Below are 24,249 nucleotides of genomic sequence, written 5' to 3' on the forward strand. Positions count from 1 at the left end.
ACAGACACCTCTTAAAATTCCACCACGCAACCGTCGTAAGACACTTCCAGTCCCATGGGATTTACCTGTGCCTCCAGCTCATGGTGAATGGGCGCGCCGTTGTGAGAAAAATGGTTGATGTAAAGCTTTGTATCGGGCTTGATTGCATCGCCTAACCGTTCGCGCACACGCTGAATGTTTGCAATACCCATGTGTCCGCCCTCATCCGATGCAGGTATATTCACATTGGTGCAGTCAAAGGAAATCATGTCAAACCGAATGTTATTCTCGGCAATATACGCAAATACCTCATCGTAGAGGTAGCCCGTGTCATGGGCATAGAAAAGGGTTTTGTCACCCTGACGGATGATATAAATCAGCGCACCGCTTCCCTCCGCATGACGGGCAGGCAGGGCGGTAATCTGATAGTCCCCTGCTTCAACCGTCTCAAAAGGCTCTATTTTAATAACCTCTGTCTGCTTGGATGCACCATTTTCTTCAAAGTAGCGGTACACATCCCCTCCGCAAATCACTTTCAGATTGTTCTCGCGCATGTTGTGTGCAAAGGGCGGATGCTTGTAGTGCAGCTCGTTGGGATAAAAATGGTCGCTGTGGCTGTGTGTCACCAACAAAAACTTGATTTTATCTCCTTCAATATCATTTTCCAGAAAATGATGAAACGTATCTGCAGGCAAGTCAATCAGCAAATCGTCGTTTATAATAGACTGAGAACGGGTACGGATGTTTTTACCCTTTAACCGTCTGGATACAAGACATTTTTCGCATCTGCAAAAAACACCCGGAAAGCCCTCTGCCGCCGCAGTTCCTAAAAATGTAAGTTTCATATTTTATTCCTCCCCTAAAAATTGGTCTGTCCACTACCCATTTTGCAAAGTTCCCCATAGAATTTGCGAACGTATTCCGGACAGATTGAAATTAAGTTAGTTCTATTCTATCACAAACAAATTTCGATTTCAATAACCTCTGCACAAAAATCCCCATTTTCTGCACAAAAACAAGCGTCCCCATTACGAGGACGCTTACTCAAAATCTAAAACGCTGCGCACTTATTCATTTTTATCCCTGATACACCAGATTCTTTTCAATCATTTCGTCAACGTTTGTTGCATCCCACCATGCACCGGAGATATCAACCTTCTTCTGAACCTCCTTGCCTTCCAGAGCAAATACCGCCTGTTCAACTGCCTGATAACCAATCTGGAACGAATCCTGTGCAACAGAACCTATAAGCTTAGGACCTGTTGTTTTCTTCATCCATTCAATCTGTTTTGTACCGGCATCATATCCTGCAAACTTGATTGCATCATACTTTGCACCGGCAGCACCGATAGCATCATAAACCTGTTTAACAACGCCTTCGTTTGACATAAAGATGGCATCTGCACCCTTTTCGGCAAGTGCTTCGAGAGCTGCTTTATAAGCATTATCTGCATCACCGGGCTTAACTTCCTTTTCAATTGTGTATTTACCCTTTGTTGCTTCGTCAGCATCTGCAAGCTCTTTGAACTTATCAATAAAGCCTGCCGCTCTGTCAATACCGGTCTGCGTTTCATCGTGCTGAATCACACCGATGATATAGCCGTCAGAAGCTGCAATATCGTCCTTGAGCACTGCATAGAAATTTTCAGCAACTGTGCCTGCTGCAAGATAGTTACTTGTTGAAACATGTGCAACCAACGGGTTTTTGCCTGCTGCATCCAATGCTGCAATATCGTTTGCCCAGATACCGCTGTCGAACTGAACTACGGGAATATCATTATCCTTAGCCTGTGTCAGGAGATCAACAAAGCCTTCACCAATAGTCGCTAATACGATAGCCGATGCATTGTTGGAAAGCGCTGTCTGAACCATTTCCATCTGCGAGGGAAGGTCTTTTGCCGATTCACTCGCAGGCCCTCTGAATGTGATTTCGTAACCATATTTAGCACCCGCTGCTTCCGCACCTGCTTTTACAGACTGCCAGAATGCGTGTGATTCGCCTTTTGCAACTACAGCAATGGTCTTACCTCCTGTTGCTTCGCCGGTACCACCGCAACCTGTAAGAGTAGCCACAAGAATTGTTGCCAGCAAAATAAGTGATAATACTTTTTTCATAAAACATCCTCCTTTTTTTTATTTTTTGCTTTTCTTTTGTTTTGCGCGCGCTTTATTTTTTTGCTTAATATTAAGCTTTCACTTTTTCTTTTTTAGGCTTCTTTTCTATTTTAACTTTGCTCGCATTTTTGTTTTTAATAACGTCCATAAGTACTGCTACGACGACAATGATACCTGTTAAAACATATGTAACATACGTTGAATTTACATTTAAATTGAATCGTGCAAGTACAAAGTTAAGTCCACTTCTGATTACAACAAGCATAATCGCACCGATTACAGAGCCGGCAATTGAAGCAGTACCGCCAGCAGCGGATGTACCGCCGATGTATACGCCTGCAATGGCATCAAGCTCCATACCATTGCCTGTTGCGGATGCTACTGTTGTAAAGGATGCTGCCCAGAAAATCGCTGCAATACCTGTTGCAATTCCTGCGATTGTATAAGCAATAATTTTGTATTTGTCTGTGTTTATACCCGAAAGCCTTGTCGCTTCTTCATTACTGCCGATTGAAAGTATGTATCTTCCAATTTTGCATTTGTACATAAGATACATACAAATCAGTGCAAACAGCAACACCCACAGCAAGCCCACAGGTACGCCGTTAAAGTTTGAAAACACTTTATTAAACCATGTTCCACCCGGGAAAAAGATATTGGGAATCGAAACTATAATTGCACTGAGCCCTCTTCCAAACATCATTGTTCCGAGCGTAGCTATAAATGCCGGAATTTTAAGCTTAGCAACCAAAAGTCCATTTACAAAGCCAACTACGGCACCAATTGCTATCATAACAGGAATTGTAAACCCAAGAGGCATGCCGTTCATATACAGCTTACCTGCAACAACTGCTGCCGCAATGCAAGTTGTACCGATCGAAAGGTCGATACCGCCTGTTGCAATGACAAATGTAACACCAAGTCCCATAATAGCATATGGAGCCAATGACTGTGCCATACTGACTATATTATATTTCCCTAAAAAATTTGGATTCAATATCCAGAATACAAGCACCAGAACTGCAAGCGCAGCGATGATAATCATGTTCTGCATGCTTTTCCTTACTAAAGCTGCAAATGAATTTTTCATACTATATTCTCTCCCTTCATCAAACAACTGCTTATTGTTCTCTCATTGTAGCATAAGCCATTATTTTTTCCTGTGTTGCATCCTTTATGTCAATCTCACCGGTTATACGACCTTCACACATTACCACAACCCTGTCACTAAGTCTCTGGATTTCTGTCAGTTCAGATGAAATCATAATAACTGACTTGCCTTGAGATGTAAGTTCTTCCATCAAAGTATACATCTCGCTCTTTGCTCCAATATCAATACCTCTTGTGGGTTCGTCAAATATAAAAATATCTGAATTTTCGAGAAGCCATCTTGCAATAATAACCTTCTGCTGATTTCCGCCCGAGAGATTTTTAAGCAATTGCTTCATGGAAGGAGTTTTGGTCTTAAGCTTCTCATTTTCCTTTGCCGTTTCCGCTTCGACCATTCTATCGTTAATCCATCCGAATTGAATGAATTTTTCAAGGGATGCCAGCGCTGAATTTTCCGCAACAGATTTATCAAGCATTAGCCCGTATCTTTTTCTGTCCTCCGAAAGATAACAAATGCCTCTCTTTACTGCATCCTCCGGTGTCTTGATTTTAACTTTTTCTCCATTCACGAAAATTTCACCGCTGTCAATAGGGTCTGCACCATAGATTGCACGTGCAACCTCCGTTCTTCCGGCGCCCATAAGCCCCGAAAAGCCTAATATTTCGCCTTTTCTTAATTTGAAGCTTACATTCTTTATTTCCTTGCCTCTGGTTAAGTTTCTAACCTCAAGTACAACTTCTGCATCCTCCGGAACACTACTTTGTTCCTTTTTATCGCCATAAATGACTCTTCCGACCATCATTTTAACGATTTCATCTTTGGTTGTATCTTTTGTCAGGGCAGTTCCTACATACTCACCGTCGCGCATTACGGTAATCCGGTCAGAAATCCGATTGATTTCATCCATACGGTGCGAAATATATATCATGCCTATACCTTTAGCCTTAAGGTCATTCATAATTTTAAAAAGTTCTTCAACTTCAACCTGCGTTAAGGCAGCAGTAGGTTCATCAAGAATCAGTATTTTGCAATCTCTTGAAACCGCCTTGGCAATTTCAACCATTTGCTGTTTTCCCACAGTAAGCGTACCGAGCACCGCAGAGGGGTCTATTTTAACACCGATTCTGTCAAACAACTCCTTCGCGTCCTGCTCCATCTTTTTATCGTCTATGTATATCCCCTTCACCATAGGCTCTCTGCCTATATAAATGTTTTGTGCAACCGTTAAATGATTCATCATATTGAGTTCCTGGTGAATAATGCTTATGCCGGCGTCCTGAGACTCTTTAATGGTGCCAAATTCCACTTCCTGTCCAAAAAGACGGATTTCACCGCCGTCGCGCTTATGAATTCCGCACAAAACCTTCATAAGAGTTGATTTTCCTGCTCCGTTCTCACCCATAAGAGCATGCACTTCGCCCTCTTCCAGCTCCAGGTTTACATTTTTCAAAGCATGGACTCCCGAAAATCTCTTGTCTATGTCTTTCATTTCAAGAATAATCTGACCCATATTTTCTCTCCTTTCTCCCTAAAACCATCATACCATATTGCCATTTCCTCGTCAATATCTTTTTTATTTACGTTCAGACCTTATTTTTAAACCTTACCAGCGAAGCAACCGCTGAAATCATATTGAAAACCTCTGCCACTATTCCGCCCAGTGTAAAATTGAAAATATTATGAATCAGCCAAGCAGGAGAAAGTGCTGCAACCTGAAAATATCTTATCTTCTTTCCGGCCTCATACCACATCAATACACTCACCACCAAAAGCGAAACATACGGAAGTGTCGTTAATATAATTTGAAGGATATCCCCTTCAAGCAAGGTCAGTGAATAGATATACGCAACCGTAAACAGTGCCTCTACAAGTAGCATCTTCCATATTTTATTGTTCTTCTTCATATACAGCACGCCTCTTACCAGAATTGTAAGATTAAAAAGTGCACCGCCATATGCGCCTATAAGCAAGAAGTTTATAAAAAACATCAGTCCGCCTATCCCCTGCACAAAAACCAGTTTTTTACTGTTTTTGCACTGAAAAGACAACACAAACAACAAAAGTCCGAATATACCGAAAACTTGTCCAGTAATCTCTCTGACGCCCATTTTTCACCCCGTTTTAATGTATCCCTATAATTTTATGAAAATCCGAAACAATATATTATTTATATTAATTATATAATTAGGTTACAGGAAAGATGCACCTTGTTTTTAATGAATTGACAACTTCGTTGTCATGAATTGGCTAAAGCCATGAATTGTTGCTATCGCAACATGAATTGAATTGCCTATATAATGCACGAAGTGTAATTCATGAGCCGCAAGGCTCAATTCATGAAATCACAGATTTCAATTCACGACGAAGGCAATTCATTGAGTTTGCTTTGCAAACTCATTATATCATAAAAAATATTAACTTTCAATACTTTCCGCAAAAAAAACGGAGCTTTCGCTCCGCTTCTTAATCTCTGAAATATAAGTCTCTGGTATACACCTTATCTAAAACATCCGCAATGTCCTCCGAATAGCGGTTTGCCAGAATTACGTCGCTGATTTCCTTAAACTCTGCCAAATCACGGATTACACGGCTGTTAAAGAATTTGTCATCATGCATGGTCGGCTCATAAATAACCACCTCAATGCCCTTTGCCTTGATACGCTTCATAACCCCCTGAATAGAGCTTTGACGGAAATTGTCCGACCCCGCCTTCATGGTCAGACGGTAAATGCCAACCGTCTTGGGTTGCTTTGCGATAATCTGGTCTGCAATAAAATCTTTTCGGGTGCCGTTTGCCGCCACAATTGCCGAAATGATGTTTTGGGGCACATCATTGTAGTTTGCAAGCAACTGCTTTGTGTCTTTGGGCAGACAGTAGCCGCCGTACCCGAAAGAGGGATTGTTATAGTGATTGCCGATTCTGGGGTCTAAGCCAACCCCCTCGATGATGGATTTTGTGTCTAAATTCCGCACCTGTGCATAGGTATCCAACTCATTAAAGAAAGATACGCGAAGGGCTAAGTAAGTGTTTGCAAAAAGCTTTACCGCTTCTGCCTCTGTAGGGTTCATGTAGCGGATTTCAATATCCTCTTTTAAAGCCCCGTCTTTTAAAAGACCTGCAAAGGTTTCTGCCGCTTTTCTAAGGCGTGCATTCTTTACCGGCACACCCACAATGATACGGCTGGGATACAAATTGTCATAAAGTGCTCTGCCCTCACGCAAAAATTCGGGGCTGAACAAAATGTTGTCACAGCAAAATCTTTCCCGCACCGATTCGGTGTAGCCTACCGGCACGGTGGATTTGATAATCATCACCGCATCGGGGTTTACTGCAATCACCTGCTCGATCACACTTTCTACCGAGGACGTATCAAAATAATTTTTGTTCGGGTCATAATTTGTGGGGGTGGAGATGACAACCATATCCGCATCCTTGTACGCAGACGCCCCGTCTGTGGTTGCGGTTAAATTCAGTTCTTTTTTGCTTAAATATTCTGCAATTTCCTTGTCCTGAATGGGTGAAATGCGATTGTGAATCATATTCACCTTTTCTTCAATAATGTCTACCGCCGTAACGGTATTTTTCTGTGCCAGAAGAACGGCAACCGAAAGTCCTACATACCCGGTGCCTGCAACTGCAATTTTCATAAAAACATACCTCTTTCTTAAGTTTTCTGCTCTCCCCGCCCGACATCTCTGTGGCGGTTTCAAACAGCCGGTAGGTTTTATGCACTACTCGTCCCTGTGGTGTCTCCTATGGCAACGAAAATGCAATGTGCTGTATTAAAATTTATTTTATACCTTTATAATCCTTCTGTACCTGTTCGTAGCTTTCTAAATTGCCGATGTCATAGCGCTTGCCGGGCATTTCCATGGCATGCACCTTAGTCTGCTGACAAAGCCATGCAATGTAGCTTCCGGGCGCGTCCACACCGCAGCCGTCGTTGATGCCCTTTTCCACAAGGCGCGCATCGTCCCTGGTATAGAAATAAAAGGGCGGGGTTGCCCAATGGGTTTCGGGATTGGGCGATTTTTCGGTCATTTTCAAAACCAAATCATTTTCATCAACGGTTACCACACCGCATTTTAAAAGCTTCTGATCGCTTTCTTCATAGTAACGCATAATGCAGGAGGTCTGCTTTGCTTTTGCGTACTTAATAAACTCGGTAAGCGAAAAATCCAACAGATTATCCCCTGCGATAACCAACATATCGTCATCAAGCCCTAATTGATCAATGGTAAACTGAATGTCCTTTACCGCCCCTAAGCGGGTTTCATTGGATTCGGTGCCGTCATCCACAACTGTGATTTTCTGGCTCTTTTCAGCCGCCCAGGCATCAAAATGATGGGCAAACTTGTGGTTGGAAATCACCACATATTCGTCAATCTCACCCAAAGTGTCAATATCGTCAATCAGCCAGTCCAAAATGGTCTTGTCCTGAACCTTTAAAAGAGGCTTGGGGAAATTTTCGGTTAAAGGATACAGTCTTGTGGCATAGCCTGCCGCTAAAATCAAACATTTCATATTGTTCACACTCCTAATTCTGCACCGTCGGCACTGTCACAAAAATGTACCGAGTACTTGCCCTTAAGTTCCGGGAACGCCTTTAAATATTCTTCGCTTACCTGTTGCTCAATTTTTTCTGCAAAGGCAGGGTCGATAAGCGCCATACAGCACCCCTTAAAGCCTGCACCCGAGAATCTTCCGCCGTAAATACCGTCAGTTTTGGTCATAATTTCATAAAGGGTTTTAAGCTCGGGCGAGCCGGTTTCCCAATTATAAATGGAAGAATGACCGCTTTCAAAAGAAAGCTTGCCGTAGGTTTCAATATCGCCCTTTCTCCAGGCCTCTGCACCCCTTTGCACCCGGTCAAATTCGGTGTACCAGTGCTCGGCACGCTTTGCCCAGTTTTCAGGCAGTTTTTCTTTGTATTTCAAATACACTTCATACGGAACGTGTCTTAAATTCGCTTCTTCAAATTTGCCGTACTCCATACCTGCATACGCCTGCAACGCATACGCCGCCGAACGGCATTCGTCCACTCGCATGTTAAATTTGGAGCCTGCAAGGGTTCTTTCCACGCCTGAAAACAGCACCATAAGCTTATAGGGCTTCATGTTGGGATTTGTGTCAATCAACTCAAAGCTGTCGTCCATTGTATCTAAGTACAAAAGCTTATCCTTTTTGGAAAACACTTCGCAAGACTGGTCCAGCTTACCACAAGAAACACCCACATATTTATTTTCCGCTTCCTTTGCAGTGAGTATCATTTCAATCGGAGAAAGGGTTACATTGTTCACCTTACAAAGTGCGGACAAAAACGCAATGATAACCGCCGCCGAGGAAGATAAGCCCCCGATAGGCAAGCTACCCTCAATCACACCGCAAAGCCCGATTTCTAAGTTTCTTCTTTTGGCAAGGGCCAGTGCCGCACCGCGCAGATAATCTGCCCAGTCGTTCTGCTTTTCCTTTGGAATGGACGATACATGGAACTGCGCACGCTTGTCAAATTGCAGGGAATTTAATTCAATGACCCCGTTCTGTTTGGGACGGTAGGCGATATGAATGCCCTTGTCAATGGCAAAGCCCGTAATTTTGCCCAACTGATGGTCGCTGTGGGCACCAATGGGGCAAATGCGGTAAGGACAAAAGGCAAGCGCCTCCGCTTCTCTGTGATAAATTTCAAAAAACTTCTCCTGACATCTCATCATAACTTATATTAACTCCAATTATAAATAGAATTCTTTATACCATTTTGCAAATTTTCTTAATCCCTCTCGAAGTGACGTGGACGGCTTAAAGCCAAAGTCCGCTTCCAAAGCAGAGGTGTCTGCATAGGTTACCGGCACGTCACCCGGTTGCATGGGTACTAACTTTTTGTGTGCATCAAAATCAAAATCCTTCGGAAGCACGCCGGCACCTACTAATTCCTGCTGCAGAATATCCACAAAATCCAGTAAATTTTCGGGTGAGTTGTTGCCGATGTTATATACCGCATAGGGCGGAAGCGGTAAGCCGTCCTCCCCTGCTTTTTTCTCGGGTGCACACGCCATAACACGCATCACACCCTCTACAATATCGTCCACAAAGGTAAAATCACGCTTGCAGTTGCCGAAATTGAAAATTTCAATGGTGTCGCCTTTAATCAGCTTATTGGTAAAGCCGAAATATGCCATATCGGGACGTCCTGCAGGGCCGTAAACGGTAAAGAACCGAAGCCCCGTGGAAGGAATGTTATAAAGCTTTGAATAGGAGTGTGCCAGAAGCTCATTGGACTTCTTGGTTGCCGCATACAGCGACACGGGATTGTCCACCTTATCGTCTGTGGAATAGGGAATTTTTTTGTTCGAACCGTAAACCGAGGAACTGGAGGCATACACCAAATGCTCTACAGGATGGTTTCTGCACGCCTCTAAAATGTTGTAAAACCCGATTAAATTGGACTCAATATACACATCGGGATTGGTAATGGAATACCGCACCCCTGCCTGTGCCGCAAGGTTTACCACCACATCAAATTTGTGTTCTTCAAATAAGCCCTCCAGCATCACTTTATCTGCAATATTGCCCTTTACAAAGGTCCATTTTGCGTTATGCTTTGCCTGCTCCTTTTCAATTTCGGTTAAACGGTACTCTTTGATAGACACATCATAGTAATCGTTCATGTTATCCAACCCCACAATATGCATGGGCGTATCGGTTTTCATGAGCGATAACACCAAATTTGCACCAATAAAGCCTGCCGCACCGGTTACCAGTATGGTTTTGTTTTCAAAGCTTACATTCTTTTCTCTCATTATATACTCCTTACTCAAAATTCCAACGAACAACCCCACACATCAATGCTGTTGTCCTGGAACACTTCTTTTAATCGTTTGTGTACGGCTTCCTTGGTCACGCCTTTTTTTAAGATAACCTGTAAGAATCCGCCACCGCCTGCACCGCAGATGAGCTTACCGCAAATTAAATCCTCTATGGATGCAAAAATCTGGTCAATCAGGGTATTTGTAGAGCCTGCATCTACCATTTGAGAAAGCTCCCAATGGCGGTTTAACAGCTTTGCAAACTCGTCCACATTGCCACGTTCTAATTCAAATCGCATGAGCACTGCCACACGCTGAATTTCGTTTAAGGCATACAGCGAATCGGGCTGATTGCCCACATATCTGCCGACCACATCCCGAAGCAGGTTTCTGGCAAGTCGTCTTTGTCCCGTATAGATTAACGCAAACCGTTCGTTTAATTCCTTTTTGGTTTGTTCATCAATTTCCACATGCTCTACCTTTAATTGCTGATTAAGTGCAGGACGGGAAGTGATGTATTTAATGCCGCTTGTGACACCGCCCACCTGATCCTGCCAGCCACCGCCTGTGGACATAATCTGTTCCATGCAAAGCACATGGCTGTAGAGCATATCCTCGGTAAACGCAATGCCCATAAACTCAAACACAGCTTTCACGCATGCAGCAGACAGAATAGAGGACGTACCAAGTCCCGAGCCTTTGGGTACATTGGTTACCTCGGAATGCATTTCAAACCCACCACCGAGACGGGTTAAAATCTCCTCTAAATTGTGTCCCTCTTTGGGAATGATACCGCATGCCAGAAGTGCCGCCTTTTGCAACGCAAAGGGGTCATAAGGGTCACCTGTTTGCTGTAAAGGCTCAATGGTATCAAATTCTCCGTGCACATCCATGTCCCGGCTGTCAAACACAATTTTCTTTTCGGGAATCTTGATTAAAGTCACTTCCACAGGCTTTTCGCCGTTTAAGAAGATTGCCGCATTTAATACTGTACCGCCGTTTTCCATGCAGTAAGGCGGCGTATCGCTCCAGCCACCGCCCCAGTTGACTCTTAAGGGCAGTTTTACGGTGTGCTTATCCTTTGCAATTTTACAGGTTTCATTAAATTTAAGATTATTCAGGGTTCCTTTTAAAATGCCCTCCTGAATGGTTTTAAAGCATTTGGCAATGAATTTTTCACCCTCGGCACCGCCTAAAGCTACACCGATGTAATAGTAAAGACGCATCGCCATAGAGAAATCCGCCTGCGCCAGTCTGCGCTCTAACCATTCCTGCTGAATGCAGGTTAATTTGTCTGCCTGAAGCAGTTTTTTCGCGTCCTCCGCAGGCACTTTTGCTTTGATAAGCTTGACCAAACCGTCCATGCAAACCAACTCATGCATGCGCTGATTCCAGTCAATAATGGCTTTGGGGTCTGCATGGTTAAAGCCTGACGATAAGCTTTGTCTTTCCGCCTTGCGCCATGCCTCTTTATCCCCCTTACCCTGCGCCATAGCATACACGTTAAGTGCTGCTGCAACCGCATCTTTAATGTTGTCGCAAGCAGGATATAAATTCGCCATCCATAGGGTATGATTGTCTGACCCCCAGATATCGGTTTCTTTTAAACCGTTTTTCTCTAAAAACACCTCTAAACTCTGTCCAAAGAACATATTTTCTTTGGGATTATCGGTCACGCCGTAAATGCGTGCCACAAATTTCCCATCCTTTTGCTTTAAGCCGTGCAGAACCACATTATCAGGCACCGTTTCGTCATGAATGTCAATGTAAGACAGCACCACATTGTTGCCCACCTTCGCATCATGATGCACATACGAAACCTCTAAATAGCAGTTTTCGCCAATTTCCGCTTCATCCGAAAGTACGCTGTTGTAGCCACCTGCATTTTTGGTGATACTGCTATTGACCTGTCTGCTCCAGCCCAAATCCTTGTAATTTTCAACGCCCTCTGCCATAAGCTCCATAATTTCACGGGTAGTACCGAAATGAATAAACTTGGCAGGTGCTAAACGCAAAAGCTTCATGCGGAAAGGTCTTAAAGCTTCCCACACCTTTTGTCTTGCTTCTTTTAATTCTGCACAAAACTCACCTTCGGGTGCTTCATTATAAAACTGTTCCAAAGTAGAGTCGCTCGCCAAAGGATATAAGAAATCACCATACAAAGAAAGACGAACCGTTTCGTTTACAAAAGCATCAAATTTACCTTCTTCGGCAATAAGTCCGAAAAGGGCTTTTAACATATCGGCAGAGAAAACAACTGCACCGGTATCAATATCTACCGCACCGCGTTCATTCACCGCGCCTTGTTCGGTTAAAGTTTCCACCGTTTGCTTGTGCAGGAATTTACGCACATTGCCGTCCTCACCATTTAAAAATACGCCGTGGTTTTTGCCGGTTTGAACATCTTCTTTAAAGGAAATTGCCGCAGCACCTACTCCGGAATAGTCAATCTGCAGGGGATTAAACAATAGCAAAACATCGCCCGACAAAAGCAACATCCCTTCACGGATGCGCGAAGGCACAGAAGACATACAAATCATAAATTCATCAAACAAAGTAGATGCTCTGCCGTCGGGCAAAGTATGAGGTACAGGCGAAAACAGTTTTCCAAGCGCAGAATACTGTGGTACTCGCTTACTGTCACCGCCACTATGAATAACCAGAATTTTCAGATTTTTAAAATCAGTTGTTTTTGCGTGTTCCGAAATATATTTCAACACGCCCAAAGTTGCACCGCCCGAGCCGACACGTTTACCTTCGGGGTCGGGAATGACCGCAAAATGAGTTTCAGACGGAAGCATACCATTTTTCTGTCTGTCTTCAATTTGCATCATAAACCCCTCTGCCTGCTTTTGGTTGGATGCAGTAAGCACCACATAATCCCACCCGGCAAATCCGGCTTTGGTCAAAGAGCGGTTATAGTCATCCCAGGTATCTTTATAGGATTGTGATAAGAAAAGTGATGTCATATTTTTCATCGTTTTCTCCTCATTTCAATTTATATATTGAGCTTATTTTGCGTGTTTAAGAAAGCGGGAAAATAAAAGTGTTTTCGCCATTTTAACAGTTTCTTTCAAATAATTGTTTCGCGCAAACACCAAAAGCAGGAATGCTGCGGTCAAAACGGCAGTAAACCCTGCGCGCAACACAAATGCGACCAAACTCGTTTTCATACCGAATACCAAGAAATTCAGTTTGTACATCAAGAATGCCCCTGCCGCCGCAATCAGCAGATACGCCGCATTTTTGGAATAATAAAGCCACACATTGCGTTGCAAAGCGTGTTTATACACAATCAAAGGCTCCACCCAAAAGGTAACCAGAATGTTACTGATTAACGTACCTGCCAAAACGCCGAACACACCGTAATGGCGTACCAATATCAGCGAAACAATCAGATTCATAATAGATTCAATAAACACTCTGTATCTGTCCTGCCAGAACAGACCACAGGCAGATTTAAATTGTTCAGCTGTCTTCTGCACACCCAGGAAATAAAAGTTTGCCGTAACAATCAGCACAACCTCAATACCCATACAGTAAGTTTTACCCAACCAAAGTGCTATAAAGGGTTCAAACAGGCAAATCATACAAATACTACAGAAAGCATGAATGAAATAATTAACAAAATATGTATGGCAGAATACATCATACAACCTCTGTTTGTCGGCACTTTTTTCAGATGCATTCAGATTACCGATGCTTGCCGTCAAAGAAGAGGTAAACATCATGGTGAAATTGTTTAACGCATTTTTAATAACAAGATAGTTAGAATAAAAACCTGCCGAAGCAACATTTACACAAGAAGCAATAATAAAGCTGTCGGTGCAGTTAATAATCAGACTCCCCGCGCGATTGAACACCAACGCAGTGGTATTTTTGACAATATTCTTTTTGTCTTCGGGGTCAACAGGATTCACCTTACCACCAAAAAATTGCGGATACAGCTTTTTGGCTTTATATGAAACAAATCCGTATATAACGGTATTCTGTAAGGACTGCAGTGCGAGATATACCATATATTTCTTTGTCAGGAACAAGAAGAAAATCTCCAGAATATTAATTGCCGCAACACTGACTATTTTGACTTTTGAAACAATGTACGATTTTTGGTGTGCAACAATCACACATTGCTTGTCTGCAAAAAAATAGAAAGAAACCGTGCTGAGCAACATAAAAAGATAAATTACGTAAAGATTTTCAGGGATATCCGGCGTTTCTTTCAGCAAAGAATCCAAAAACGGCATCAAAGCCAGCCCGATACACAGCACCACAACGCCTATTATATAATAACACGTTCTGTACAAGCGGAACAATGTACGGCATTTTTCGGTATCCCCATCCGCAATAGGCTTGTACACACTGTATGTAATGGCAGTCCCGATACCCACATTTACGATTTCAATCATATTGATGATGTTTAAGAAAACCGCATCAATCCCCAAATAATTCTGCCCCAAAAATTTGATAAAAAATGTTCTGGTAACAAATGGCAAAATTGTAATCAAGAGTGTATTCAACATGCCGTATTTTAAATTTTGAAACGAACTATGCGTTCTGCTTTCCGCCATGTTTACCTCCTTTTCAATTTCCGCGTGGTTTTTTGATTAACATAATCTATGATGTAGGGCGAAGCCGGCACCATAAAAAGAATACATGTAGGAATGATAAAATTTAACATAACGGGCTGTGCAACATACATAATAAAGAAGATAATATACAAAGCCGTATATTTGCAGTTTAAATTTAATTTTTCAAACCCCTTTTTGATAGTTTCAGCCATTTTGTAGTAAAAAACACCCATAGCCGCAGTGAACCAAAATCCATATCTTGCCATATCCGAGAACAACTGCGAATGTTCGTGCACAACATATGTACCGTTGCCCGCCCCCTGATAGTAAGAGCCAACCCCGAGACCATAGGTGTTGAAGAAAGTCTCCAAGTCCCACAGCCAACGGTCGCTTCGTGCCGCCATATCACCGGTCGCCTCACCGCCAATCAGCGAGCTGCCCATATCATAAACCTTCCAGGATATATAGTGATTTTCAATGTGTGTTGCCGCTTCCTGTAACCACGCACCAACAACACTTTTAAAAAACAGCAAGAAAGCAAGCGAAAAAATAGTCACCACAAATTTGGTTGCAGGCGTTCTGTTTTGCAAAATAACCAAAACAGGCGCAAGAAAAGCGCAAACAAAAACAGTACCGGTTGAGCAAATAAGTGCAAGACAAAAACAAATGATAACAATAATCCAAGCCGCCACTCTCACCCAGCATTTTTTTAAGCATTTGCCTTGTAACATACACAAAAGCATTGTACCGATCAGAATAGAGCAGTAAATATGATGCACATTACCGATATTTTTGAAATAGTTTTCCGCTATCATGTCGGTTTGACTTGAAAATTCACGATAGGATGCCGGATTTTCAATAAGACCGAGCAATGTTGTAAAAAGCGTAAACGCAAATGCAAGAAAAACAACGCACCCCAAAGAACCGAGCGCTTGCTTTTTATCGGTATAATAATAGTAATAGTATACAAGAAATACATACCACGGTCCTGCAATCATAATAAACATTTCTGCCGCGTTACCGATACCAAGCAAGGCAAAATATACATATATCCCGATAAAAAGGAATGCCAGCACACCACATATTGTTCCGTTAAAAAACCAGTTTGGTCTTAAAAAGTAACTTGTGCAAAACCATCCGCCCATAACGGTTGCCATGATAAGCGTATACAAACCACCCAAAAGGGGCGCTTGTACAATAGGCACAATCATCAAAAAGATGGATACCATTGCAAAAAAGTAATTGGAAAACAGCCAGAATTTTTCACTGAAATCTGCTTTTCTTTCCAAATTGTACATCATTTCACTTCCTCATTTACATCTATACTTAATTTTTCGGTATAACCACACTTTAAAGGGCGGCGACACCGTATATTTTTTCAATTTCTTCAAAATATTTTCCGCACTTAATCCTTCAAAAAAGGCGTCTCTCTCTTTGTGCATTGCTATATTCTGATGTTGTTCCATGGCGGTATGTTCTATTTTTTTCACACGACAATCTTCTTTTGCCGCTTGCAGCAATGCCTCACCTTTCGAGGTGTGCACAATGGCTTTTCCTGTGCCTCTCTCATCCGCGAAAGTCGCATCATATTTGGCAATATCAAAGAAATCACCTATCGTTATATCCGATGCGTGCATTTTATCCTGCGCACTGCAGGTATAACAACTTTTACGCAAAAACAGATTCTGCAGATACCCGCGCATATACAAATCGTCCTGATGATATTTGCAATATCTGACTTTTGCCGACTGAATGCGTACACTGTACGCCCGCCAGGAAATACGCTTATCCCGAAACGCGATTTTTTCAGGTCTCCCTTTGGCAATTTTCCGACTGTAAAAATCAAAAACTTTCGGACTGCCTACACCGTGGCATAAAAAATCCACAAGGTACACATTGTCACGCGCACCCAAAAACGCTTTAACTGCACCAATCTGGCAAGGTGTTCCGCAAATCAGAACTTTCTCGCCTGCATCCGCCTTTTCTTTCAGAAGCGGTAATGCATCGTAAAGATTGCTTTGTACATATTTGGAACCAAGCAGTTTTGCGAGCTCGTTTTGGTTATTTGCCGCCTGATGGGAAAGCATACCTTTCTCATCAAATGCCGCACCGAACACGGTGCCGCCCTGCCCGATGATCCACATCGCCAAAGCAGAAAACATCCCGCCCGAAGAAGATTTTTGCAATACTTCAGGGGATTTATGTACCGTTGCGTACACACTTTCCCGAATGTCCGTCTGTACCGTCTTTTGCAAGGCAACGCAGTTGCGCATACATTTACCGCATTGTGTACATCGCGTACCGACTATCTCCGGATATAAAAATCCCTCTGTATTTTCTCGCATGATTATCGCCTGTGCGGGACAACCTTCGGCACATACACCGCAACCGACACATTCATTTTCGGGCAAACGGATATTCATTGTACTCTCCTTTATAATAATTCCTTCAACGCCTTTGCGGCGGTATATGCATTTTCAACATATTCGGGCATAATTTCCTGCAAATGTGCACGAACTTCCTCTTTTTTGTCATCCAACGCACGGTATGCCTGTGTAAGTTCATCCTTGCCGTGCATATCTTTCATGGAAATGACATATCCTTGCTCGGTGCCAAACAAATCCCGTGCAATGCCGACAGATTTTATGCTGTACCCGATAACCAATGTAGGCACACACATCGCGTATGCCGAAATGGAAGAATGGGTTCTTGCACAAATTAACATTTCACATTTGGAAATGATATCCCGAAGCTGTGCATATTTATAATCAGTACCGATTATTTTCACACGTCCGGTATGTACATATTGGTCAAACAGTGGTTTCATACAAGCATAGTCGCTGTTTCCGTCAAAATTTACATGTGGAATAAACAAAATATTTTTTTCGGTATCATTTAAAATGTATTCAATCAGATTCTGCACCGATTTAAGTACATCTGCATTTTTGCCGCCCTGCGTAACAATGGGACTGAAATTGATGCCCACCGTATTGGGTTCCACCTCAAATTTACTGTCTTCCTTCTGAATGGTAAAAGCGGGATCGGACACCCGTACCACCTTTGCATTTTTCAATTTTCCGGACAACGCATTAAAGGTTTCTTCTTCGCGTGCGGTAATCAGTGCATAGCCGTCCAAATCAGCAATCATGGCATCATTTAAAAATGCCGCATCCACACTGCACCCCCACAAGACACGTTTAAAACCGGCCTTGTCAATCAAACGGTTACTGTAATACAACCATGCAGGCGTTTCGCAACAATAGTTGTCCCCGCCAATGGACATGAACACTGTATCCTTCGGTTGTTTTTGGATACTCTTTTTAAAATTCGGATATGTTTTTCTTGCCACAATTTCTTCATCTTTAAAGAATTTACGCCAAGCACCGTAAATTTTACGCAAAAACTTGTTTTTTGTATAACTGTCGGGATAAATTTCTTTTATTGTTCCCTTTGGAAGAAAACGATCATCCGCCGCCTTTTCCAGACTGGAAAGCACAAATTCGTTATCCTCTTTGCCAATCATATTTACGCTGGACACCACAATGGCTTCACAACCATGGTTATTACATCCGCCATGTCCGTACATATAATATCTTTTTTTCACAGCTTATTCACCTCATCAAAAATTGCTTGCATTTCCGCTTCCAGATCGGTTGCGTTGTGCTTGGCTTTGCACGCCGCATACGCTTTGTCGAAATCGATTTCCCCGGCCATAGCGTTACGTAATGCATCGGCACAGCTTTTCGGGTCGTCTTTGCGATACGCAAATACATGCCCATACATAAATTCTTTTAAATTGTCATAATCTGGCACAACAATCGGCTTTCTTGCCGCACACGCCTCATATATCAATCGCGTCTGATGCGCCTTAGTCGGCGAAAACAGTACCGTATCACAAGCTGCATACAATTGTTCCACCTGTTGTGTAGGCGGAACAATTTCAATTTTGTCTGCAAGACCATGCTTTCGTATATACATAAGACAAGTTTTGGCATAACTTTGTGCCTGTGCTTCTTCAAAGGTTTTGGAAGAAACAATTAACAATTTACAGTTTTCTGTTTCTTTCAATGCTTTTAATGCCGTCAATGTTCCCTTCAATCGATTGATACCACCCAGAAACAGTATCTTTTTGGGGTTGTCGGAATTTAAAAAGCCTTCCTGCTTGTCATACAAATCAAAATCCACTTTATCATATAAAACAGTTTTAAAAATATCTGACTTGTCGAAAAAGTGCATATCATATGCCGAAATGAACACCAACCCATCAAAATGTGCTGCCATTTGTTTACGGATATGTGATGCATACAGAGTGTCCGGCAAAGTTTCCCTTTGCAGACAAATGGCTTTCTTGCCATATTTCTTTGCAATCGCCCCTGTATAAAATAAGGTAAGTGAATTGGCAATCACCAAATCACAATCACTATTTTTAATACAATTTTCTATGATTTTTTTCGTTTTGCACACATGGCGCATGGAACTCCAGAATGAGGGCGACAACAGATTGGTCACACCACCGTTATAGTAAGGATTTGACATAACCCACGGCACACGTTGCACCGAAAAACCATCCTTTTCCAAACGTTTGCATGTATCTTCAGGCTTGGTTGTGTTTAAAAAGGAAACGGAATCTCCACGATTTTTAAGTGCATTTGCCAACTGCATCATGCTGACTGAAGAACCGCCCCACACACCTGCGTGATTGATAAAAAGAATCTTCATTATTTTTTGCCCCGTTTCAGTAATTTCCTTATTTTTTTCTTCCAGCGGAGCATAAGGGGTCGACGGAATATTTGTGCAACCGCCTTTTCAATGCGCGCGTCTAATTCTACATTTTCAAAACGCACTTTTCCCTTATTTTCGTTAATTTCCGTATCAAAACGGGTATCTGCGCTGCTTACATGTACGCCCGACCCGTCGTTTCCGCCGTTGGAAACCAATGTTTCTTTCGGCAAAACAAAAAGCATATCATTTTTAAAGGCGTTATATGTAAAACGAATTGCCCAGGAATCAATTCTGCCTTCCATTTGCGACATCAGCATCTCGGTTCTGTCGCAACCGGTTTTATTAAAAGCTTTAACTTGCTTTTTATCTTTTATAAATGTTTTATAGTCACGGATTTCCCAGTCGATTTTTTCCCAACGGTCTTTCCAGGTCGCCCAGGCATAACTGGAACCCCTGCCCATCACAAAAACATCATGTTTATAATCAGCAGGGAAGGTTATGGGCAATGTGTATCCGCCCAACGCCCAGATTTTTTGATTGTCACGATAAAATTCCAAACCTCTGTTCATATAATCCAGAAAATCTTCCGAAACCACGTTATCATCTTCCACAACAATCACATTGCCGTGCTTGCCGATAACATTGTTTACACCCGAAATAACCGAGTTTGCCAGCCCCTGGTTTTGGGGAGCTTCCACAACCTCTACTTCGCCAAACCATTCTTTGATCGCATCGGAACGGATATATTCCCGCACCTGCTCCACTTTTTCGGCAACCTTTTCATTTTTAGGACCATCCGAAAAAATATACAACTTGCTTTCCTTTGCTTCAGGACATTTTGAAAGAGAGGTCAGCAATCTTTTTGCGTGGTCCGCTCTGTTATAAACAAAAACAACAATTGGTGCTTTCATAATTTTGCTCCTATCTGTCGCCGAACAAACTATATGCTTTGGACGACAATTTCTTAATCCGCATAAAGCGGGCAATATGTCACGCACCGTCTTCCGACACAGCGGCTGACATATTCACTTAAATTACCAATAGCAAGCGCCTTCCACCTGCTGTGCTTTTTCCGGCGTTTCCGTTTTGGAAGGACGAACCCAATGTTCGTTGTACAATTTGGAAACAATGGGATGATTATCCCAACGGTTACCCTTGATACCAAATAAAATTTGTGTAGCGCCACCCATATGTATTGCGGTTTTACCTGCTTTTTTCAACATGCAAGCGAGAGAAAACCCATACGCACCGCAACCGAGAATCGCAACATCAAAATCTATTTTCATTGCCTCGTCATACATATAGTTCAGTGCATCAAACCAAGTTTCGAAGGAAGTTTCAAAAAAAGCTGAAGACTGTACCGCTTTTATTGTTTTCAATTCAAATTCGGGCAGTACATCCGGATTTTCAAACAACAGCTCTCTTTTTTCATACTGACTGCGAATGGTTTCCTCAAACGGATGGATAACCAAAACTTTTTTGCCTTTCAATGCAGCTGACCAGGGTTCATTCCAGTAATAAGGCTCCAGTCCGCGGGGAACGCAAACTTTTGCCTGTGGTGAATACAATTGAAGCAAAAAATCTTCCATGGGCCAAGCATAAACACCATACAAATCCGCTTCGCGGGATAAATCACCCTGCATTTTGCCGAAACGGTATCCCAGATCGGCATCATTCGGGAAAAATCCTGCATTCCGACACAAACTCAACATACAGTCGTCGCTGATTTTTTCTCTTTTCCCCATGTCCATTTCCAAAGCCTGCACCAATGTGCATCTTTAATTACATGATTCGCCTGCTCGGCAGACATCAACGGTCGTCCTGCGTATTTCTTCTCTTTAGACAACGTAAAACATTTTAATTTTTTACGGACTAATCGCCATAAACCGGCAACCCTACATTTATTATACAGTGCTTTCATCCTGTTCACCATATCCTTTCCGTTTCAACGTTTCAACAAAGCAGACATTTTCCGTTTTAAAATCTGATACAAAAATCTGTATCTCGCTTTCCAGACAGACATAACCTTTTTGGGATCGCCTGCGTAATACCTGTATGCTATATTTTTATGAAAGCCTTGAATATGCAAAAGCATCATCATAACCGGTTGCCCTGTTTTTGTGTCTGTACAGTATGCCTTTTTATCTTCAAAAGAAACATCCTTATATATTCCTTTCATCGCAAATCGGGTATCACTTTTTTTGGCAATATGGCTATCGAACGAAATGTTATCCCGAATCTGCAACAAGTCATAACGGGTAACACCGCAGTCTTTTACAAACATTTCAATCATGTACATATCGGTAATGTTTCTGCTGCCACCGTTGGCGTTTTTTTCGTTGGCACGAACATCTTTCAAATGCTGTAAACATTCCGCGTCGGTGTAATATCTGAAGGTGTTGTCCACAAGCTTTGTAAGCACATCCACATTCTTAAAAACGTTACATCCGGGACCATATTCCCCATGCAAAGTCACATCGGCATCGCCACAATATTTATCGTGATATTCTGTTATGTCTCCATATACCAAAACATCCGAATCCAGGCAACAAAATCTGCCCGTAATACCTGCCTGCAACACAAAATCACGCATATACATCCACCGCTGGAAACAAATTCGTTCCACGAATCCGTTCATACTGCTTAAATGCACATAAATTTTTTCGAACTCTTTTGCTGTTTTTTCGCAGGTAGTCATATCTACATGCTGAATGCCGAACTTTTCATAATGCTTGTTTTTTTCGTCACCGATTAAATAAATATCCGAATTGGGGTTGGACTGTATAATCTGATTAAATGTATATTGTAAATAGAAAGAGTCGCCTTTATGAAAAAAGATTAACGGTATTCCTGCTTTCATTTTAAAATACCTCCCAAAAAGTCTACAATTCGCTTACCCTGCACCTTATAATTCTTTTCATCCAATGCATACCGCTTAGACGCTTCGCCTTTTTCGGCAAGCACTTGCGCATCCTGCGTCAGAACTGTTTCAATACAGTTCCGGATTGCTTCCGCCGAGTCATTTTCGATTGGATAAATGTAGTCAAAATATGCTTTCGGGATACCGCCGACTGTTGTAGATGCCACCGTAGTTCCCGAAGTCATGTATTCTAAAATTTTGGACGGGAATGCATAATTGGCGTGGTCTTCATCAGGCGATTTTACACTAATCAAAAGGTGTGCCGCCTTTTGATGTTCCAACAAATCCTTTCGGTCAACCTTGCCGAAATAGTGAATGCGACTGTCTTTTGCTTCGCATTCTTTTATGTAGTCAATCAAATCTCCATAACCAAACAACCATAGATTATAGTCGCCCTCTACCTGCATAAATCCGTCTAAAAGCTTGTCAATATTAAAGCTTTTGGAAAGGGCACCGGCATACATAACAGTTTTTTTGTCATTCTTAGGTACATCGTCCGTAATATCGAAAATGCTTGCATCGGAAAATCCTTCCACCAAAACCGCAGGTTTTTCTTCAATTTTCATTTTCTTTGCCATATGTTCGGTAAGCAGAATATATGAATCAAATCCCGTCTGCAGCTTTACCATTTTGTTGCTGTAATGGTCAGTCATCAAGGTTTTCAAGCCTTTTGTTTCGTGCATTTTATAAAGGTAAGCCGGCAAATCAGAAATCAGACCGCATGTCTTTGTACCGTATTTCTTGCCCAACTTCTGTGTTGGCGCGGAATAAGGCGGATACACGCTGTAATTCAAAATCACCTTATCCTTGACATCCTTGTTTTCTTTCAACCATTTTTTCAATGCTCTGCGTGTACCGATTGCAGCACACATCTGCTTTAAAAACATCAGATTAATGCAGGGAATCCAGGTAACTTCTTTACCGAAATTAAGCTTTTCTTTACGTTTACCCCAGGCAAACAAGTTGCCACCCGGATATACACTTACGGTAGGCAAAGACACAACCGTAACATCGGCACCTGCTTCTTCCAAGCCTTTAACAAGCATATTTTCAAAATTAACCGGTGCGTTGGAAGGTTTTACCTTGCTTTTGACCGCAATATCATCTAATGTCTTGTCGTTAATTAACGAACCCAAGAAAAATATTTTCATACGTTCTCCTCTTCAAAAAACTGACCGAATTTTTCGTCATATTCAGGCGGATTAAAGGGCACAAGCCCACCACCCGAGTGGAATGTCAATTCACTAAACAGAATTTTACCGTTATTTTCATACAAATCCACACGAACAAAACGAAACGGCTTTGCAAGCTTTTCTGCAATTTCCACAAGCTCCGCTTTCTTTTCGGTAAGCGGATATTCAATATTCGGATACCCGAATTTTACGGGGATTTTTTCAAACTTTTCACTTAAAACATTGGTATACCGTTTGCCGTCTTTATTCACATTCTGACAAATCAGCTTCACTTTTCCGTTAAAGCAATACAGCTTGTATTCCGCCAAGCAATCGGAAAAATCAATGTATTTGTCGCACAAAATGCGCGGCTTGATGTTTTTATAATTCTTTTCTCTGTCTTTGTAATAGAAATTGGTTTTCAGCCACTTATCAAACTTTTGCTTGGCATCCGCCTTATCAAGCTTTTCCTTATCGGTAACGATAATGTTAAAGCCCGAGGCATGGGTTGCCTTTAATGCAAAGCTTTTAGGCAATTTATCAAAATCAATTTCATCAAAAGAATTGTAAACGCCCAAAACTTCATTCAAAACCTCTTCGCCGACACATTCTTTCACATAGTTATGTACTTCGTACTTGTCGGTATATTTATCATATCCGTACTTTTCATCCTTTAATTTTTCCGCAATGATATGCTGATTAAAGGTTTTTGGATTTTTAATGTCCATCCGCTTACCGAACACAATAAAGTACAAAAGCTTTGAATAACTTTCATCGCTCATCAGCTTGGGAAACCGCTGACTGAACTTTATGGTAAGCACTTTAAGTACCATTTTAATTTTCCACAGCATATGT

Annotated in this window: 20 protein-coding genes; all 20 read right to left on the reverse strand. The window is 42.1% G+C overall.

The features are described from left to right. Positions 1–11 precede the first annotated feature (11 nt). The 20 genes from IJE10_09170 to IJE10_09265 all read right to left on the reverse strand — a co-directional run bounded on the left by IJE10_09170 (position 12) and on the right by IJE10_09265 (position 24,245). On the reverse strand, positions 12–824 hold the full coding sequence (locus tag IJE10_09170) for an MBL fold metallo-hydrolase (protein MBQ2968273.1): 813 nt from the start codon (positions 822–824) through the stop codon (positions 12–14). Positions 825–1,056: 232 nt separating this feature from the next. Beyond that, positions 1,057–2,094 (reverse strand): substrate-binding domain-containing protein, encoded by a 1,038-nt coding sequence (locus IJE10_09175; protein ID MBQ2968274.1) that lies wholly within the window; start codon positions 2,092–2,094, stop codon positions 1,057–1,059. A gap of 70 nt (positions 2,095–2,164) precedes the next feature. Further along, positions 2,165–3,184, reverse strand: a complete 1,020-nt coding sequence (locus IJE10_09180; protein MBQ2968275.1) for an ABC transporter permease — start codon at positions 3,182–3,184, stop codon at positions 2,165–2,167. Between the two features lie 31 nt (positions 3,185–3,215). Beyond that, positions 3,216–4,715: a sugar ABC transporter ATP-binding protein gene (locus tag IJE10_09185; protein ID MBQ2968276.1), complete on the reverse strand. Its 1,500-nt coding sequence runs from the start codon at positions 4,713–4,715 to the stop codon at positions 3,216–3,218. A gap of 73 nt (positions 4,716–4,788) precedes the next feature. After that, on the reverse strand, positions 4,789–5,313 hold the full coding sequence (locus IJE10_09190; GenBank protein ID MBQ2968277.1) for a YgjV family protein: 525 nt from the start codon (positions 5,311–5,313) through the stop codon (positions 4,789–4,791). Positions 5,314–5,668: 355 nt separating this feature from the next. Continuing rightward, the gene (locus IJE10_09195; protein ID MBQ2968278.1) at positions 5,669–6,853 is read right to left on the reverse strand and encodes a nucleotide sugar dehydrogenase; all 1,185 of its coding nucleotides are present in this window, start codon (positions 6,851–6,853) and stop codon (positions 5,669–5,671) included. Between the two features lie 142 nt (positions 6,854–6,995). Continuing rightward, positions 6,996–7,730 carry a nucleotidyltransferase family protein gene (locus IJE10_09200; GenBank protein MBQ2968279.1) on the reverse strand — a complete coding sequence of 245 codons (735 nt, stop codon included), beginning with the start codon at positions 7,728–7,730 and terminating at the stop codon, positions 6,996–6,998. Between the two features lie 5 nt (positions 7,731–7,735). After that, positions 7,736–8,914, reverse strand: a complete 1,179-nt coding sequence (locus IJE10_09205; GenBank protein ID MBQ2968280.1) for a GHMP kinase — start codon at positions 8,912–8,914, stop codon at positions 7,736–7,738. Positions 8,915–8,935: 21 nt separating this feature from the next. Next, the gene (locus IJE10_09210; GenBank protein ID MBQ2968281.1) at positions 8,936–10,003 is read right to left on the reverse strand and encodes a GDP-mannose 4,6-dehydratase; all 1,068 of its coding nucleotides are present in this window, start codon (positions 10,001–10,003) and stop codon (positions 8,936–8,938) included. A 14-nt stretch (positions 10,004–10,017) separates the two neighbouring features. Continuing rightward, positions 10,018–12,987, reverse strand: a complete 2,970-nt coding sequence (locus tag IJE10_09215; GenBank protein ID MBQ2968282.1) for a bifunctional fucokinase/L-fucose-1-P-guanylyltransferase — start codon at positions 12,985–12,987, stop codon at positions 10,018–10,020. A 33-nt stretch (positions 12,988–13,020) separates the two neighbouring features. After that, positions 13,021–14,580 (reverse strand): hypothetical protein, encoded by a 1,560-nt coding sequence (locus IJE10_09220; protein MBQ2968283.1) that lies wholly within the window; start codon positions 14,578–14,580, stop codon positions 13,021–13,023. A 2-nt stretch (positions 14,581–14,582) separates the two neighbouring features. Then, positions 14,583–15,881: a hypothetical protein gene (locus IJE10_09225; protein ID MBQ2968284.1), complete on the reverse strand. Its 1,299-nt coding sequence runs from the start codon at positions 15,879–15,881 to the stop codon at positions 14,583–14,585. A gap of 9 nt (positions 15,882–15,890) precedes the next feature. After that, positions 15,891–17,003 (reverse strand): Coenzyme F420 hydrogenase/dehydrogenase, beta subunit C-terminal domain, encoded by a 1,113-nt coding sequence (locus IJE10_09230; protein ID MBQ2968285.1) that lies wholly within the window; start codon positions 17,001–17,003, stop codon positions 15,891–15,893. A gap of 11 nt (positions 17,004–17,014) precedes the next feature. Next, positions 17,015–18,184 (reverse strand): polysaccharide pyruvyl transferase family protein, encoded by a 1,170-nt coding sequence (locus tag IJE10_09235; GenBank protein MBQ2968286.1) that lies wholly within the window; start codon positions 18,182–18,184, stop codon positions 17,015–17,017. Further along, positions 18,181–19,299 (reverse strand): glycosyltransferase family 4 protein, encoded by a 1,119-nt coding sequence (locus IJE10_09240; protein MBQ2968287.1) that lies wholly within the window; start codon positions 19,297–19,299, stop codon positions 18,181–18,183. The genes IJE10_09235 and IJE10_09240 overlap by 4 nt, the downstream gene beginning before the upstream one ends. After that, the gene (locus IJE10_09245; protein ID MBQ2968288.1) at positions 19,299–20,213 is read right to left on the reverse strand and encodes a glycosyltransferase; all 915 of its coding nucleotides are present in this window, start codon (positions 20,211–20,213) and stop codon (positions 19,299–19,301) included. Before IJE10_09245 ends, IJE10_09240 begins: the two co-directional genes overlap by 1 nt. A gap of 123 nt (positions 20,214–20,336) precedes the next feature. After that, the gene (locus IJE10_09250; GenBank protein ID MBQ2968289.1) at positions 20,337–21,047 is read right to left on the reverse strand and encodes a hypothetical protein; all 711 of its coding nucleotides are present in this window, start codon (positions 21,045–21,047) and stop codon (positions 20,337–20,339) included. Positions 21,048–21,247: 200 nt separating this feature from the next. Then, positions 21,248–22,162: a hypothetical protein gene (locus IJE10_09255; GenBank protein ID MBQ2968290.1), complete on the reverse strand. Its 915-nt coding sequence runs from the start codon at positions 22,160–22,162 to the stop codon at positions 21,248–21,250. Further along, the gene (locus IJE10_09260; GenBank protein MBQ2968291.1) at positions 22,159–23,373 is read right to left on the reverse strand and encodes a glycosyltransferase; all 1,215 of its coding nucleotides are present in this window, start codon (positions 23,371–23,373) and stop codon (positions 22,159–22,161) included. Before IJE10_09260 ends, IJE10_09255 begins: the two co-directional genes overlap by 4 nt. Beyond that, complete coding sequence (locus IJE10_09265; protein MBQ2968292.1) at positions 23,370–24,245, reverse strand: hypothetical protein; 876 nt, start codon at positions 24,243–24,245, stop codon at positions 23,370–23,372. The genes IJE10_09260 and IJE10_09265 overlap by 4 nt, the downstream gene beginning before the upstream one ends. Positions 24,246–24,249 lie beyond the last annotated feature (4 nt).

This window comes from Clostridia bacterium (assembly GCA_017410375.1).
Classification (GTDB): Bacteria; Bacillota; Clostridia; order RGIG6154; family RGIG6154; genus RGIG6154.

Bases quoted from the DNA above. Each gene is read 5' to 3' on its own strand.
- IJE10_09170 (MBQ2968273.1), bottom strand. From the start codon at position 824: ATGAAACTTACATTTTTAGGAACTGCGGCGGCAGAGGGCTTTCCGGGT.
- IJE10_09175 (MBQ2968274.1), bottom strand. From the start codon at position 2,094: ATGAAAAAAGTATTATCACTTATTTTGCTGGCAACAATTCTTGTGGCT.
- IJE10_09180 (MBQ2968275.1), bottom strand. From the start codon at position 3,184: ATGAAAAATTCATTTGCAGCTTTAGTAAGGAAAAGCATGCAGAACATG.
- IJE10_09185 (MBQ2968276.1), bottom strand. From the start codon at position 4,715: ATGGGTCAGATTATTCTTGAAATGAAAGACATAGACAAGAGATTTTCG.
- IJE10_09190 (MBQ2968277.1), bottom strand. From the start codon at position 5,313: ATGGGCGTCAGAGAGATTACTGGACAAGTTTTCGGTATATTCGGACTT.
- IJE10_09195 (MBQ2968278.1), bottom strand. From the start codon at position 6,853: ATGAAAATTGCAGTTGCAGGCACCGGGTATGTAGGACTTTCGGTTGCC.
- IJE10_09200 (MBQ2968279.1), bottom strand. From the start codon at position 7,730: ATGAAATGTTTGATTTTAGCGGCAGGCTATGCCACAAGACTGTATCCT.
- IJE10_09205 (MBQ2968280.1), bottom strand. From the start codon at position 8,914: ATGAGATGTCAGGAGAAGTTTTTTGAAATTTATCACAGAGAAGCGGAG.
- IJE10_09210 (MBQ2968281.1), bottom strand. From the start codon at position 10,003: ATGAGAGAAAAGAATGTAAGCTTTGAAAACAAAACCATACTGGTAACC.
- IJE10_09215 (MBQ2968282.1), bottom strand. From the start codon at position 12,987: ATGAAAAATATGACATCACTTTTCTTATCACAATCCTATAAAGATACC.
- IJE10_09220 (MBQ2968283.1), bottom strand. From the start codon at position 14,580: ATGGCGGAAAGCAGAACGCATAGTTCGTTTCAAAATTTAAAATACGGC.
- IJE10_09225 (MBQ2968284.1), bottom strand. From the start codon at position 15,881: ATGATGTACAATTTGGAAAGAAAAGCAGATTTCAGTGAAAAATTCTGG.
- IJE10_09230 (MBQ2968285.1), bottom strand. From the start codon at position 17,003: ATGAATATCCGTTTGCCCGAAAATGAATGTGTCGGTTGCGGTGTATGT.
- IJE10_09240 (MBQ2968287.1), bottom strand. From the start codon at position 19,299: ATGAAGATTCTTTTTATCAATCACGCAGGTGTGTGGGGCGGTTCTTCA.
- IJE10_09245 (MBQ2968288.1), bottom strand. From the start codon at position 20,213: ATGAAAGCACCAATTGTTGTTTTTGTTTATAACAGAGCGGACCACGCA.
- IJE10_09250 (MBQ2968289.1), bottom strand. From the start codon at position 21,047: ATGGGGAAAAGAGAAAAAATCAGCGACGACTGTATGTTGAGTTTGTGT.
- IJE10_09255 (MBQ2968290.1), bottom strand. From the start codon at position 22,162: ATGAAAGCAGGAATACCGTTAATCTTTTTTCATAAAGGCGACTCTTTC.
- IJE10_09260 (MBQ2968291.1), bottom strand. From the start codon at position 23,373: ATGAAAATATTTTTCTTGGGTTCGTTAATTAACGACAAGACATTAGAT.
- IJE10_09265 (MBQ2968292.1), bottom strand. From the start codon at position 24,245: ATGCTGTGGAAAATTAAAATGGTACTTAAAGTGCTTACCATAAAGTTC.